Annotated in this window: 9 protein-coding genes, 1 tRNA gene and 3 pseudogenes; 8 read left to right on the plus strand and 5 right to left on the minus strand. The window is 68.7% G+C overall.

Going from position 1 to position 15,078, the window contains the following annotated elements:
- Positions 1-102: 102 nt before the first annotated feature.
- From DK389_RS01885 to DK389_RS01905, 5 genes and pseudogenes are all read right to left on the minus strand, one after another.
- Positions 103-759, minus strand: a complete 657-nt coding sequence (locus tag DK389_RS01885) for a L,D-transpeptidase (protein WP_109887155.1) — start codon at positions 757-759, stop codon at positions 103-105.
- A gap of 496 nt (positions 760-1,255) precedes the next feature.
- Entirely contained in the window at positions 1,256-2,113 is an 858-nt protein-coding gene (nadC, locus tag DK389_RS01890; RefSeq protein WP_109887157.1) for a carboxylating nicotinate-nucleotide diphosphorylase, read from the minus strand.
- A pseudogene (locus DK389_RS35420) lies at positions 2,110-3,626 on the minus strand (L-aspartate oxidase). The gene nadC and the pseudogene DK389_RS35420 overlap by 4 nt, the downstream one beginning before the upstream one ends.
- Positions 3,623-4,642, minus strand: a pseudogene (gene nadA / locus DK389_RS01900) (quinolinate synthase NadA). The pseudogenes DK389_RS35420 and nadA overlap by 4 nt, the downstream one beginning before the upstream one ends.
- 148 nt (positions 4,643-4,790) lie before the next feature.
- Positions 4,791-5,621 (minus strand): aldo/keto reductase, encoded by an 831-nt coding sequence (locus DK389_RS01905; RefSeq protein WP_109895918.1) that lies wholly within the window; start codon positions 5,619-5,621, stop codon positions 4,791-4,793.
- 375 nt (positions 5,622-5,996) lie between these two features.
- Between DK389_RS01905 and DK389_RS01910 the strand changes: the two genes are divergently transcribed.
- The 8 genes and pseudogenes from DK389_RS01910 (at position 5,997) to DK389_RS31900 (ending at position 14,804) form a co-directional block, all read left to right on the plus strand.
- A complete protein-coding gene (locus DK389_RS01910; protein WP_109887158.1) occupies positions 5,997-6,734 on the plus strand; it encodes a sigma-70 family RNA polymerase sigma factor in 738 nt (245 codons plus the stop codon).
- 110 nt (positions 6,735-6,844) lie between these two features.
- Positions 6,845-7,488, plus strand: a pseudogene (paoA, locus tag DK389_RS01915) (aldehyde dehydrogenase iron-sulfur subunit PaoA).
- A gap of 10 nt (positions 7,489-7,498) precedes the next feature.
- Positions 7,499-8,470, plus strand: a complete 972-nt coding sequence (locus DK389_RS01920; RefSeq protein ID WP_109887160.1) for an FAD binding domain-containing protein — start codon at positions 7,499-7,501, stop codon at positions 8,468-8,470.
- A 19-nt stretch (positions 8,471-8,489) separates the two neighbouring features.
- Positions 8,490-10,715: a xanthine dehydrogenase family protein molybdopterin-binding subunit gene (locus tag DK389_RS01925; protein WP_109887162.1), complete on the plus strand. Its 2,226-nt coding sequence runs from the start codon at positions 8,490-8,492 to the stop codon at positions 10,713-10,715.
- 75 nt (positions 10,716-10,790) lie between these two features.
- Positions 10,791-12,332, plus strand: coding sequence for a class I adenylate-forming enzyme family protein (locus tag DK389_RS01930; protein ID WP_109887164.1), 1,542 nt, complete (start codon positions 10,791-10,793; stop codon positions 12,330-12,332).
- Between the two features lie 34 nt (positions 12,333-12,366).
- Positions 12,367-12,458 (plus strand) — tRNA-Ser (locus DK389_RS01935).
- 183 nt (positions 12,459-12,641) lie between these two features.
- Positions 12,642-13,853, plus strand: a complete 1,212-nt coding sequence (locus DK389_RS01940) for a tyrosine-type recombinase/integrase (protein WP_109887166.1) — start codon at positions 12,642-12,644, stop codon at positions 13,851-13,853.
- Between the two features lie 162 nt (positions 13,854-14,015).
- On the plus strand, positions 14,016-14,804 hold the full coding sequence (locus DK389_RS31900) for a hypothetical protein (RefSeq protein WP_162560442.1): 789 nt from the start codon (positions 14,016-14,018) through the stop codon (positions 14,802-14,804).
- Positions 14,805-15,078 lie beyond the last annotated feature (274 nt).

Here is a 15,078-nt window from a genome sequence, read left to right on the forward strand (position 1 = left end):
CGGGCGAGGCGGACGGTGATGGCGCCCCGGCCTCACAAACGATGAAGGGCCGGCGTCGCAGCCGGCCCTCGATCGCCCTGTCTCCGTTCCAGCGGGCGGCGCTCAGCGCTGCACGATCACCTTCGTGCCGACCTTGGCGCGGGTGTATAGGTCCGTGACGTCGTCGTTCGTCATGCGGATGCAGCCCGAGGAGACCGCTGTGCCGATCGATTCCGGCTCGTTCGAGCCGTGGATGCGGTAAATCGTGCCGCCGAGATACATGGCGCGGGCGCCGAGCGGGTTCTCGATCCCGCCCTTCATGTAGCGCGGCAGGTCGGGGCGGCGCTTGAGCATCTGGGACGGCGGACGCCAATCCGGCCACTCGCGCTTCATCGTGATCGTCTGCACGCCACCCCAAGTGAAGCCGGGCCGGCCGACGCCGACGCCGTAGCGGAGAGCCTGACCGCCGCCGAGAACGTAGTAGAGGCGCCGCTCGGCCGTCGAGACGACGATGGTGCCGGCGCCGTAGGGACCCGAGTAGGCGACCTGCTCGCGCGGGATCGCCGACATCTGCGGCACGGCGGAGGCGGCCAGCGGGTCGGCGCTGTTGAGGGAGGCGTTGGCGGTCGGGACCGCGACCGCCTGCGGGCGCACGCGCACCGTCAGCGCATCGTTGAGCGGCTGGCGGGTGAGCGGATCGATCTCGTAGGCGAGCGCGGGCGACGCCCACGCGGCAGCCGCGCAGGCAAACCCGATGAGGGCGGGGGCGAAACGGCGCATCAAAGCCTCTCGTCGGCAGGCGAATCGTTTTCGGAACGCGTTGGGAGAAGTGGGGCACGATGGCGTGCCATCCGTCGCCAAGGGGTAAACGCTGCCGGTGCAAAGCCAAGCTGAAAACGGGCGCCGCGCATCGCTTCCCCGGCGCCGTGACTCGGTGGCAACACTGTGGCAGCTTTGCCGTAAGTGGGCGGCGCGCCGGGATTAAGCGGCTGAGCGCAGACGACTTTGCGCGATCGCGGGCGTGCCGCGCTTCGTGGCCCGAATGTGGTTCGATCGTGACCGAGCGCCCGCGAAGCCCCGCCGCTTGCGCGGATCGCCCGGTGCCGGCAGGAGACAAACCGCCTCGACTTGAAATCGGCCACGGCGCGCAGGGGGTCGCGCGCCCGCATTTCCTGGTCCAGTCTTCCGCCCGCCCGTCTCCGAGACCGCGGGCTACCTCTTGGAAGCGCGTCCCTCGATCGCCGAGGGCGCGCTTTTTCCTTGAGAGCGCCCGGCGTCAGGCCGCGTCGAGGCCGAGATCGATGATCGGCGCGCTGTGGGTGATCCAGCCGCAGGAGATCAGGTCGACGCCCGCGGCCGCGATCGGGCCGACCGTGTCGCGGTTGATCCGGCCCGACGCCTCGCTCAGGGCCCGACCGTCGATGAGGGCCACCGCCCGGCGCAGCTGGTCCGGGTTCATGTTGTCGAGGAGCACCGCGTCGGCGCCCACCGAGAGGGCCTCCTCCAGCTGAGCGAGGGTGTCGACCTCCACCTCGATCTTCACGAGATGACCGGCATTGGCGCGGGCCCGCTCGATCGCGGGCACGATGCCGCCCGCCACCGCCACGTGGTTGTCCTTGATGAGCACGGCGTCGTCGAGGCCGAAGCGGTGGTTCGAGCCGCCGCCCGCCCGAACGGCGTGCTTCTCCAGCGCCCGCAGGCCCGGCGTCGTCTTGCGGGTGCAGACGATGCGGGCCTTGCCGTGCGGACGGGCGGCCTCGACCAGGGAGGCCGTCGCGGTCGCCACGCCCGAGAGGCGGCAGAGGAGGTTCAGCGCCACGCGCTCGGCAGTCAGGATCGCCCGGGCCGGGCCCGAGAGGCGGATTACCACGTCGCCGGGCCGCAGGCGCGCCCCGTCCCCCCGCTCGATGCGGACCGTGACGGCCGGGTCGATCAGCGCGAAGGCGAGCGCGGCCGCGTCGGTGCCGGCGACGACACCCTCCTGCCGCGCGGCGATGACGGCATCGAGGCGGGCCTCCGCCGGCACGATCGCGTCCGTCGTGATGTCGCCGGCCCGGCCGAGATCCTCGACGAGCGCGGCGCGCACGATCGGCTCCACGAGGAGCCGCGGCAGGGGCAGGATGGCATCGTTCATGACAGCAACTCCGCGAGGCGCGCGCCCTCGAAGGCTCGCTCGACCTCGGCGAGACGGGTCTCGCTGTGGCGGGCCGGGATCATGCCGGGATGGTCGCTGCGCCAGTGGGCGCCGCGGCTCTCCTGGCGGCGCAAGGCGCTCTCGGCGATGAGGAGGCCGGTCAGCGCCGCCTCGCAGCCCGTCTCGGCGAGGCCCCCGAGGCGCGCGATGGCCTCGCTGAGGCCCTCCGCGTCGCGCACGACGCCGACGCGGCGCTCCATGATCCGGCGGACGGCCGCCAGGCGACTGACCGCGGGCGCAGCCTCGCGCGCCGTGACGACCGGACCGGGCGGTGGCGCGTCGAGCCCGTCCGCGATCCAGCCGGCGAAGGCCAGCGCCTCGAGGAGGGAGTTGCTGGCGAGCCGGTTCGCGCCGTGAAGGCCCGTCGAGGCGACCTCGCCGCACGCGTAGAGACCGGGAACGGTGCTGCGGCCAGCGGCGTCCACGAGGACGCCGCCCATGTGGTAATGGGCCGCCGGCCGCACGGGGATCGGCTCCCGCGCCGGGTCGATCCCGGCCGCGGCGCAGAGGGAGGCGACGGTCGGGAAGCGGGTTCCCATCCGGTCGCCGAGATCGCCCCGCGCGTCGAGGTACACGCGCTCCCGCGGGACAGGGCCTGGAAGATGCCGCGGGCGACGACGTCGCGGGGCGCGAGATCGCTGCCCTCGATGCCGGCCATGACCCGGTTCCCCTGCCCGTCGACGAGGCTCGCCCCCTCCCCGCGCAGGGCTTCCGTCGCGAGCGGCATCGGGTCGCCGCCCGCCGCGATCGCGGTCGGGTGGAACTGCACGAATTCGAGGTCGCGTAGGGTGGCGCCGGCCCGCGCCGCGAGGGCGAGGCCGCGGCCAACGGCGCCGCGCGGGTTCGTGGTCGACGCGTAGAGGCCCCCGACGCCGCCCGTCGCCAGCACCACGGCGCGGGCCGGGATGCGGAAGCGCGCGCCGTCCCGCTCGCAGACGACGCCCGCCACCGCGCCGGCCTCGTCGCGCAGGAGATCGCGCGCGCTCGCCACGACCACCTCGATCGAGGGTGTGACGGAGGCCGCACGGACGAGCCCGTCGAGGACGGCGCGCCCGGTCGCGTCGCCGCCCGCCCGCACGATGCGGCGGCGGCTGTGCGCGGCTTCGAGGCCGAGAGCAAGCAACCCGTCCCCGCGCCGATCGAACGGCACCCCGATCTCGACGAGCCAGTCGATCAGGCCAGGGCCTGCCTCGGCGACCCGGCGGGCGACGTCGGGCTCGGTGAGGCCGGCGCCGGCCGCTTCCGTGTCAGCGGCGTGGAGATGGGGCGCGTCGTCGGCCCGATGGTCGCCGCGATGCCGCCCTGGCCCAGCCGGTGGCGGTGCCCGAGCCGAGGGGGGCGGCGGTGACGAGCGTCACCGGTCGCGGGGCAAGGCGCAGGGCGACCGCGAGGCCAGCCACGCCCGCCCGACCACGACGACGCGGTCGGCGGGATTGCGCGAGAGGGCGTTCATCGCGCCTTGACCGCCAGCATGCGCTCGACCGCCGCCCGGGCGCGGTCCGCGAGGCTCGGATCGACGGTGACCTCGTGGGTCATCGTCTCGAGCGACCGCCGGATGTTCGACAGGCTCATCCGCTTCATGTGCGGGCACATGTTGCAGGGCTTGATGAACTCGATGTCGGGGTTGGCGGCAGCGATGTTGTCGGCCATCGAGCACTCGGTCACCAGCACCACCTGGGGCGGCCGCTTCTGCTCGACGAAGTTCATCATCATCGCGGTCGAGCCCGAGAAATCGGATTCGGCCACCACCTCCGGCGGGCATTCGGGATGCGCGATCACGGTCACGCCGGGATAGCTCTCGCGCACCTCGCGGATGTCGGCAGGCGTGAAGCGCTCGTGCACCTCACAATGGCCGGCCCAGGTCAGGATCTCGATCTCGGGCAGGATCGCCTGGACGTTCTGGGCCAGGAACTCGTCGGGAATCATCAGGACGCGGGGGCGTTCAGCGACCGGATGACGTCGACCGCGTTGCCCGAGGTGCAGCAGAGATCCGATTCCGCCTTAACCGCGGCCGAGGTGTTCACGTAGGTGACGATCGGCACGCCGGGATAGCGGGCGCGCAGGGTCCGCACGTCCTCGGCCGTGATCGAATCGGCCAGCGAGCAGCCGGCCCGCAGGTCTGGGATCAGCACGGTCTTGGCCGGGTTCAGGAGCTTGGCCGTCTCCGCCATGAAGTGGACACCGGCCAGCACGATAACGTCGGCATCGACCTTCGCCGCCTCGCGCGCCAGGGCGAGGCTGTCGCCGACGATGTTCGCCACCGTGTGGAAGATCTCGGGCGCCTGATAATTGTGGGCGAGGATGACGGCGTTGCGCTCGCGCTTCAGGCGAAGGATCGCCTCCACGTCCGGCGCGGGCGGGCCACTCGATGGCAGGAACGTGCGTGCGGCTCACCCGCGCGTAGATGTCCGGCAGGGGAAGCGTTCCGGGCGCGACGATGCGCGGGAGCGGGAGACTGGTCGCCGCCATGGCGTCCTCCTTTATGCTCACTTTGAGCATTCCGGAGCCTAAGTTAGGCGGCGCAGATCCCGATGTCCAGATATGCTGAGACTGAGCATATCACTTTTGCGACGCACTGTTTGTGTGCACCGCAAAAGCCGGCCGGCTGGCCGGAGCGTCAGCAGAAGCTCTCGGGGTCCGGCCCGATGCGCCCGTCCGCTTGGTCGAGCCGAGCGATCGCCGCGCTCTCCTCCGGCGCCAGGGCGAAGTCGAACACGGCGATGTTCTCCGCGATGCGGGACGGCGTCGCCGTCTTCGGGATAGCGACGAGGCCGTTCTCGACATGCCAGCGCAGCGCGACCTGGGCCGGCGTCCGGCCATGCGCCTCGGCGATGCGGGCCAGCGCCGGGTCCGCGAGCTCTCTCCCCTGCCCGAGCGGGCTCCAGGATTCGGTCACGATCCCGTGGCGGTCGTGGAAGGTGCGGAGGGCCGCCTGCTGGAAATGCGGGTGCAGCTCGATCTGGTTGACTGCCGGCACGACGCCGGTCTCGCCGATGATCCGCTCCAGATGGGCCGTCGTGAAGTTCGATACGCCGATCGATCGAGCGCGGCCCTCCGCGCGCAGATCGATCAGCGCCTTCCAAGTCTCGACGTAGAGGCTCCGGTCCGGGCAGGGCCAGTGGATGAGGTAGAGATCCACGCGGTCGAGTCCCAGGCGGGCGAGGCTCCCGTCGAAGCCTCGCCGGGCCGCATCCCTGCCCTGGCTGTCATTCCAGAGCTTCGTCGTCACGAAGAGATCGTCCCGCGCCACCTCGGCGGCGCGGATCGCCTCGCCCACCCCGCGCTCGTTGCCGTAGATCGCGGCGGTGTCGATCGAGCGGTAGCCGGCGCGCAGGGCGCGCCCGACGATGCCGGGCGCCTCAGCGTCGGGGAGCTGAAAGACGCCGAAGCCGATCTGCGGCATGGCGCGGCCGTCGTTCAGCCGGCGTGTCGGGACTTGGACGGACATGGGCGGCTCCATCGGCGGATTCGTGCGCCTGCGCTGCGGGACGCCGTTCCGGCGCTCGCGCGCATTCGGCGCTCGCAAGCATCGGATCGCCAACCGCCGAGCGTGTCTGCGCGTTTCAGCCTTCGCGAGAACATTCTGGCGAGCTGCGCGGTTCGAAGCGTCACCGGTTGACCCCTCGGAGGATGTTCCGAGGGGGCCGCGAGAAGATCCCGAATATTTCCGCGGCTCTCCGAACGTCCAGAACCCGCGATGCGCGACCCAATCCGTCTGCTGCGATAACCTATGTTGAGGCAGCCGACTCTCGGCCCGGCAAGATCGGTCTTCGACCTCGACGGATTGTCGTCCGAGCCTGTTTTCACGGCCGATCGGAGAGCGATGCCTGACCTCAAGGAACAGGGTGCGACCGCGCTCCTCCCGGCTTCTCTGACCGAGGCGATCCGCTCGCATCTCGGTCATCTCCTCAAGAAGACCTACGCGGACCTGCCGGCCGCCGCGCCGCCCGATCGCCTCGCCGAACTGGTCGCCCGCCTGGAGCGGGCGCTCTCCGAGACGGACGACCGGAACGCGCACAGCTTCAAGACGGGGCTGGTCGAGGCGCTGCCGAGCCTGCAGAGCTTCGCCGTCTCCCTGACCCGCAATCCGACACGCGCCGACGACCTCGTCCAAGACACGGTGATGCGGGCGTGGCGCAGCCGGGAGCGGTTCGAGCCGGGGACGAACCTCGGCGCCTGGCTCTTCACGATCATGCGCAACGCCTTCTACAGCGAGCACCGGCGGCAGGCGCGCGAGGTCGCCGACAGCGAGGGAGACCTCGCCGCACGGGTCGCGACGGTGCCGAGCCAGACCGGTCACCTCGACCTGCAGGACGCCCGCGCCGCCCTCGACCGCCTGCCCGCCCCGATGCGCGAGGCGCTGGTCCTCGTGACGATCGAGGATCTGACCTACGAGGAGGCGGCGGTGGTGATGAATTGCCGCGTCGGCACGGTGAAGAGCCGGGTCTGGCGGGCGCGGGACCAGCTCGCGCTGCTCCTCGGCTATTCCGCCGACGAGATCGGGGCCGACCGGATCACGCTCTCGGCCCTCGGCACTCCGATCGCCAACGCCGAGATCTGAGGGGCCCGCCCGCGCGCAAACGGCGCAGCCGCCCGGCCCCACCCGGCGGATCGATGAACGGCGAGCCCGCGTTGTCCGAGCCTCGAAGCGACGATGGCGCAGGCGCGAGCATGACCGACCGGACGTTTGATCTCACCCGCCGGGCGATGATGGAAGGCTGCGTCGCCGCGGCGCGCTCGGCGCGACGGGCCTTCCTGTCCGACCGGCCGCAGCGTCGCCCGGCCCGGGCGACCCGCCGCCGGAAATGATGCCGCTGCGCCTGACCATCAACGGCACGGCGCGCGACCTCGTCCTCGACACCCGGACGACGCTCCTCGACGCCCTGCGCGAGCATCTCGATCTCAACGGCACGAAGAAGGGCTGCGACCACGGCCAGTGCGGCGCCTGCACGGTGCTCGTCGGCGGACGGCGCATCAACGCCTGCCTGACGCTCGCCGCCATGCACGAGGGCGACGCCATCACGACGATCGAGGGTCTGGCGAACGGGGATGAGCTGCACCCGCTTCAGGCCGCCTTCCTGCACCACGACGGCTACCAGTGCGGCTACTGCACGCCGGGCCAGATCTGCTCGGCGGCCGGGATGCTCGCCGAGGTCGAGGCGGGCTGGCCGAGCCACGTCACGGATGACCTGACCGAGCCGGTCTCGCTGACGGACGCGGAAATCCGGGAGCGGATGAGCGGCAACCTCTGCCGCTGCAGCGCCTACCCGAACATCGTCGCGGCGATCCGCGACGCCGCCGGCACCAAGCTCTGAGGGGCATGCGATGAAAGCCTTCCGTTTCGAGCGCCCGGCGAGCGTCGAGGAGGCCGCGCGCCTCGCAGCCGAGAGGCCGAACGCCCGTTTCATCGCCGGCGGTACGAACCTGCTCGATCTGATGAAACTGCAGGTCGAGACGCCGGCAACGCTGATCGACGTGAACCGGCTGCCCCTCGACAGGGTCGAGAACACGGCCGACGGGGGCCTGCGCGTCGGCGCGCTGGTGCGCAACGCCGATCTCGCCGCCCATCCGCGCGTTCGCAGCGACTACGCGGTGCTGGCAAAGGCGCTTCTCGCCGGCGCGTCCGGCCAGCTGCGCAACAAGGCGACGACCGCCGGCAACCTGCTCCAGCGGACCCGCTGCTACTATTTTTACGACACGACGAAGCCCTGCAACAAGCGAGAGCCGGGGTCCGGCTGCGCGGCGATCGGCGGCTTCAACCGCATCCACGCCGTGCTCGGCGCCAGCGAGGCCTGCATCGCCACGAACCCATCCGACATGAACGTCGCGATGCGGGCCCTCGACGCTGTGGTCGAGACGGTCGCGCCGGACGGCGCCGCGCGAAAGATCCCGATCGCCGATTTCCACCGCCTGCCCGGCGAGACGCCGCAGGTCGAGACGGACCTGCGCGCAGGCGAGCTGATCACGGCGGTGACGCTGCCGAAGCCGGTCAAGGGGGTGCATCTCTACCGGAAGGTCCGTGACCGGGCCTCCTACGCCTTCGCCGTCGTCTCGGTGGCGGCGATCATCGACAGGCAGGGCGACTGGGTTGGGCACGCGCGGCTCGCCTTCGGCGGACTCGCTCACAAGCCCTGGCGGGTCGAGGCCGCGGAGACGGCGCTCACCGCGTCCGGCCGTTCCGACGACGCGGCTGACGCGGCGCTGCAGGGCGCACGCGGCCAGGGCGGCAACGACTTCAAGATCCCGCTTGCGCGGCGGACCCTGCGCGCCGTCGTCGCCGAAGCGATCCGCGCCTGAGCCGACAGGGGAAGCCGTCATGGATATGAGCCAGCCGATCGGGCCGACGCCCCTCGACGCCAAGCCGGACGGCCTTGTCGGCCGCGGGATCGACCGGATCGAGGGCCGCCTCAAGGTGACGGGCGCTGCGCCTTACGCCTACGAGACCCGCGAGCTGAGGAACCCGGCCTACGGCATGGTCGTCGAGGCCGGCATCGCCAAGGGCCGCATCCGCGCGATCGACGTCGCGGCGGCCCGGCGCGCGCCGGGCGTCATCCACGTGATGACGCACGAGAACGCGCCGCGCCAGGGCCAGAAGAAGGAGCAGGTCGGTCCGGTCCTGAAAGGTCCGGAGATCCTGCATTTCGGCCAGCCGATCGCCTTCGTCGTCGCCGAGACATTCGAGCAGGCCCGGGCCGCAGCGGCCCTCGTGAAGGTCGATTACGAGCGCGCGGAGGGCGCGTTCGACCTGCGCGCGGCGATGCCGTCGGCGATCGTTCCGAAGCAGGTCGCCAGCCCGCCCGATTCGAGCCTCGGCGATTTCGACGCCGCGTTCGCGACCGCGCCGGTCAAGCTCGACGTCGAGTACACGACCCCGGTGCAGACCCACGCGATGATGGAGCCGCACGCGACGATCGCCGGCTGGGAGGGCGACCGGGTCACCCTATACACGGCCAACCAGATGCTGAATCGCGGGCAGGTCTCGCTCGCCTCGGTGCTCGACCTGCCGGTGGAGAATGTGCGCCTCGTCAGCAAGTACATCGGCGGCGGCTTCGGCGCGAAATTGCAGCCGCAGGCGGATGCCGTCTTCGCGGCCCTCGCCGCCCGCGTCATCGGCCGGCCCGTCAAGGTGGCACTGACCCGCCAGCAGGAATTCCACGGCTCGACCCGCCGCACCGACACGATCCAGCGCGTCCGGCTCGGCAGCGACGCCGCGGGCCGGCTGAGCGCGATCGCGCACGAATCCTGGTCTGACACGACGACGGGCGACGAGTTCTACGAGACTTCGGCCAACGTCACCCGGTCGCTCTACGCGGCGCCGAACCGCCTGACGCGCCACCGCCTCGCCCACCTGAATCTGCCGCTCTCCTCGGCCATGCGCGCGCCCGGCGAGGCGGTGGGCCAGCTCGCCTTCGAGTGCGCAATGGACGAGCTCGCCGAGACGCTCGGGCTCGATCCGATCGAGCTGCGAGTGCGCAATGAGCCGGAAGAGGATCCCGAGAAGAAGGTGCCGTTCTCCACCCGTCAACTCGTTCCCTGCATGCGGGAAGGTGCCCGCCGGTTCGGCTGGGACAAGCGCGGCGCGCCGGGCGCGACCCGGGACGGGCCGTGGCTCGTCGGCCTCGGCATGTCGGCGGCCGCGCGCCTCAACCCGTTGCAACCCTCCTCCGCGAGCTTGCGCCTGGAGGGGGACGGAACGCTCACCGTGCGGATGGCGATGACCGATATCGGCACCGGCACCTACACGATCCTGGCGCAGATCGCCGGCGAGATGTTGGGCCTTCCGGTGGAGCGCATCCGGATCGAGCTCGGCGACACGCTCTACCCGAAGGCTGCAGGCTCTGGCGGCTCCTGGGGGGCGGGCAGCGCCGGCTCCGCCCTCTACGTCGCCTGCGATGCCCTGCGGCGTCAGCTCGCCGAGAGGGCCGGGCTCGACCCGGCCGCAGCCAGCTTCGCGGAGGGACGGATCTCCGCCGGCGGGCGCTCGCTGACGCTGGCAGACCTCGCCGGAGACGGCATCGACGTCACCGGCGAGATCAAGCCGGGCGATCTCAACAAGAAGTACTCGCAATATTCCTACGGCGCCCATTTCGCGGAGGTCGGCGTCGACGTCGATACGGGCGAGGTGCGGCTGCGCCGGATGCTCGGCGTGTTCACGGGCGGCCGCATCCTCAACGCCAAGACGGCGCGCTCGCAGGCGATCGGCGGCATGATCTTCGGCGTCGGCGCAGCGCTCACGGAGGAGGTCGTGATCGACGGCCGCTTCGGCACCTTTGTCAATCACGACCTCGCCGAGTACCATGTGCCGGTCCACGCCGACATTCCGGCGATCGACGCGATCTTCCTGCCCGAACTCGACGACAAGGCGAACCCGCTGAAGAGCAAGGGGCTCGGGGAGCTCGGGATCTGCGGCGCGGGCGCGGCGGTGGCGAATGCCGTCCACAACGCCACCGGCCACCGCATCCGCGACTATCCCCTCACCCTCGACAAGGTGCTGAGGGGCCTCGAGGAGCGCGATTCCGGCGACCGGCAGCGCCGGACCTGATACGCCCCCCCGCATTGACGGGGGACGACGCTCGGGGAATCACGGGCCCGAGACGACCTGCCCGGACGTGAGCCCGTGACCGACGAACGCCGCCCGCCCGCCCGCTTCAACGCGGCGCGCTACTGCCTTGCCGAGAATGCGCGCCTGCGCCCGGACAAGACCGCCCTCGTCCTGGCGGGGGCGTCGGAGGCCGCGAGCCTCACCTTCGGGGAGGCAGACCGGGCGGTGCGCGCGATCGCGGCGGGCCTCCTCCGGCTGGGGCTGGCGCCGGGCGACCGTGTGATGATCCGCATGGGCAACGACGCGGATTACGTCCTGGTCTATTTCGGGGCGCTCGCGGCGGGCCTCGTCGCCCTGCCCTCCTCGCCGCAGCTGACGCCGGCCGAGGCCGCGTTCCTCATGGACAATTCGGGCGCCCGCGTCGTCGTGGCGAGCGCGGACTGTGCCGTCGACAGGGCGAGCCTCGGGGAGCGCATTCTCCTCGATGCCGAAGCGATCACCGCGATGAAGGCCGGTGCGCCGCTGGCGGACTACGCCGACACCGCGGCGGACGACCCCGCGACGCTCGTCTACACCTCGGGCACGACGAGCCGGCCGAAGGGCGTGCTGCACGCGCACCGGTCGATTTACGGGCGCCGGCCGATGCACGCACACTGGCTCGGCCTCACCGAGGCCGATGTCATGCTCCATGCCGGCACCATGAACTGGACCTACACCCTCGGCGTCGGCATCACCGACCCCTGGGCTGCGGGCGCCACGACCGTGCTCTACAACGGCCCGCGCGACCCGGCCGTCTGGCCAGACCTGATCGCGCGGCACCGGGCGACGCTGTTCGCCGCCGTGCCGAGCCTCTACCGGCAGATCCTGAAATACGCCGACCTCGCGGCGACCGACCTGACGAGCCTGCGCCACGGGGTCACCGCGGGCGAGGCGCTTCCGCCCGACCTCCTCGAAGCCTGGACGCGGGCGACCGGCAAGCCGCTCTACGAGGCGTTGGGGATGAGCGAGATCTCCACCTACGTCTCGAGCGGCCCGACCGTGCCGGTGCTTCCGGGCTCGCCCGGAAAGCCCCAGCCCGGCCGCCGCATCGCGATCCTCCCGGTCGACGGCGCGGCGGAGCCCCTGCCCCCCGGAGAGACGGGCCTTCTCGCCGTCCACCGCACGGAGCCCGGCCTCATGCTCGGCTACTGGAACCGGCCAGACGAGGAAGCGGCGGTCATGCGCGGTGCTTGGTTCGCGGGCGGCGACCTCGCCCGCTTCGACGCGGACGGCTATCTCTGGTTCGAGGGCCGCAACGACGACCTGATGAATGCGATGGGCTACCGCGTCTCCCCGAACGAGGTCGAGGGCGTGCTGGCCGAGCATCCGGACGTGGCGGAGGTCGGCGTCGCGGAGCTGTCCGTGCGCGCCGACATCCGCGTCATTGCCGCCTTCGTCGTCCTGAACCCGGGGGCTGCGGCCGACGCCGAGGCGCTGCTCGATTGGTGCCGGGCGCGTCTGGCCGCCTACAAATGCCCGCGCGAGATCCGCTTCCTCGAAGCCCTGCCGCGGACCGCCAACGGAAAGGTTCAGCGCAAGCGCCTTGCCGAGGCCGCGACGCGGGGGGAACCGGGTTGACCGGCCGGACGCGAAATTCTAGAGCCAGAGCCGTGGAGACGTGGCCGAGCGGCTGAAGGCACTCGTTTGCTAAATGAGCATACCCAGAAATGGGTATCGAGGGTTCGAATCCCTCCGTCTCCGCCACATTGCAGTCTGACACCGTCCAAGGTCGTCCAGATTGCTAAGCGAAATCAGTGAGATAGCTCTAATTTTCGTCCAGCTCAGTCCAGGATGATGCGCTGACATCCAGCGATCCTGGGGGTAGCCGCGGGGGTACTCACCGCCCGAATGGGGGTATAATAGCCGGATCGAACTGGCAGTTACCCCATGGCACGGGATCGACTCACCGACACAAAGGTTCGCCAGGCCAAGCCTGGCCCCAAGCCGTACAAGCTGTCGGACGGCGCCGGGCTCTTCCTGCTCGTCAATCCGAACGGCGCCCGCTACTGGCGCTTGAAGTACCGGACGGCTGGTAAGGAGAAGCTCTTCGCCGTTGGGGTCTACCCGGAGGTCAGCCTCGCCGAGGCACGTGACAAAGTGGCTCAGGCCCGCCGCCTACTTCGGGACGGCGGCGATCCGGTCGCTGAACGCAGGCGCCAGCGCACCGAGATCACTGCCTCGGCGGACACCTTCCAAGCCATTGCTCAGGAGTGGCTCGCAGCTCGAGCGGGTGATTGGTCGCCGAGCTATCGGGAGACGGTTCATTCCGCCCTGTCAGCAAACCTGTACCCCCAAATCGGGAGTTACTCGATCCGCTCTATAACTGTGCCGATTCTGCGGGAGAGCTTACTTCTGATGGAGCGGCGGGGGGCTCTATCGGCTCTGCGGAAGGTTCGCATGTGGGCCTCGCAGGTTTTTCGTTACGCCGTGGCTACGGGCAGAGCCGATTATGATCCGGCCGCTCCGCTACGAGGCACCTTTAAGGCTCACAAGCCCAAGAACTTTGCGGCGGTGACGAAGGCGCAGGAGTTCGGGGAACTGATTGCCCGTATGCGGACCTACGACGGTAGCTTCGTAACTCGATCGGCGCTGATGTTGATCGCTTACACGTTCGTGCGGACCAGCGAGCTTCGGGAGGCTTGCTGGTCCGAGTTCGACCTGGACGGGGCCGTCTGGCGGATCCCGGCCGAGCGCATGAAGATGGGCGAGGAGCACATCGTGCCGCTCTCTCGGCAAGTCCTGGCCGTTCTTTCAGAGTTGCACCTTTTGAGTGGCCACTCGCATCTCGTGTTCCCGAACGAGCGCACGTTCACCAAGCCGATGTCGGAGAACACCATTTTGTTTGCCTTGTATCGACTCGGCTACCACGGCCGAGCCACGGGTCACGGCTTCCGCTCTTCGGCCTCAACGCTGCTCAATGAGATGGGCTTCGACCCAGACGTGGTCGAGCGGCAACTTGCCCACCAGGAACGGAACAAGGTCCGTGCCGCTTATCACAGAGCTCAATACATTGATGATCGACGTGTCATGATGCAAAAATGGGCGGATTACATCGATGGGCTCGGAGCGGCGCCGCGAGCTCGGGATGCCGCGGCCTGAACGCGTGTGGATACTTGAGCTTACTCGTGGGCAAAGCTATAGGCGAGGATTTTTACAGGAAAGTCTTAAATCTATTCGAGAGATGCGTCTGAGAAATACCTGAGTCGCTGCTGCCGTAACATTTGGATGCTGTACTGATCAGAAAGCCGACGGAGGTGATTTGTGAAATACAATAGACCTCTAGGCAATCGCACAAGCGAGGCAGGTTCTATTGACGGGGAGACGTTGCGTGAAAGGTTGATTGATAGAGAATTGAATAAATTAGCTCAACTCAGCGCTGAAAAAGTTCTGAACGACTCTGAATGGACGAGGTTGTCGCAGCTCAGTAGGCTCAAAGAAGTAGACCGGTATTTTATCGATAGGGCTATCATCAAATATAGGTCGGCTAAAACAAATAAGCTTATTAGGGCCAACGTGACCCCGGCAGATGCGAGAAAGGAGCTCGAGAAGCTCGCGAGAGATGCCGAAAATCTTCATGTTAGAATTGAGCGCGCATTCTTCAATAATGGCACGCGCCCAGTGCTTTTCTTTACGCTAGAATTAGCTCAGCGCGCCGATGAGATCCTTTCTTTGCTGAAAGAGCTTGAGAGATTCGCCGAGGTTGCGAGAACAGCCTTCGGGCAATGCAATCCTGGACGTCGTGGTCCCGCTGACAGGAGTTTGCATGATCTGATCAGCTCGGCAGCCCTGCTTTGGACCCGTAGGACCCGCCTTCCTCTCTCTGTTTCGAACAAACGCCTGGGGCCTGATCCAGAGCGCCTTCCTCCTGAGAAAATATGCGATAGCTCTGAGAAAAAATGGAACGCTCTGGATTTCATTATTGCAGTCGTTCGCGTCGCTGATCCCGAGGCGTGGCGTTCAAACCCGAGATTCCCAAACAGGAGCATGGACGACTGCGTAAGAGATATCCTCAAGGCGATAGCGCGTCGCTTGCGGACTCGGGAAAGTTAAGGCCTCCGGCTTGCCACGAACTTCCCGAGCTCCTGCTTTCGAGTTGACGCGCTTTGAGCAAAATTAAGGGCTCCTTGAACGAAGGATCTCTCAAATGAATGAAAGCGACCTTCTAGATTCCGGCTTCGTCAGGCTCGCATCTATCTTGGCGCCTTTAGGGCCTATTCCAGTCTCCCGCTCTACGTGGTGGGCCGGAGTCAAATCTGGTCGTTATCCGAGGCCAAAAAAACTTGGGCCGAAGATCACTGTGTGGATGCGTCGCGATATCGTTTTG

It is taken from the genome of Methylobacterium durans (assembly GCF_003173715.1).
Lineage (GTDB): Bacteria > Pseudomonadota > Alphaproteobacteria > Rhizobiales > Beijerinckiaceae > Methylobacterium > Methylobacterium durans.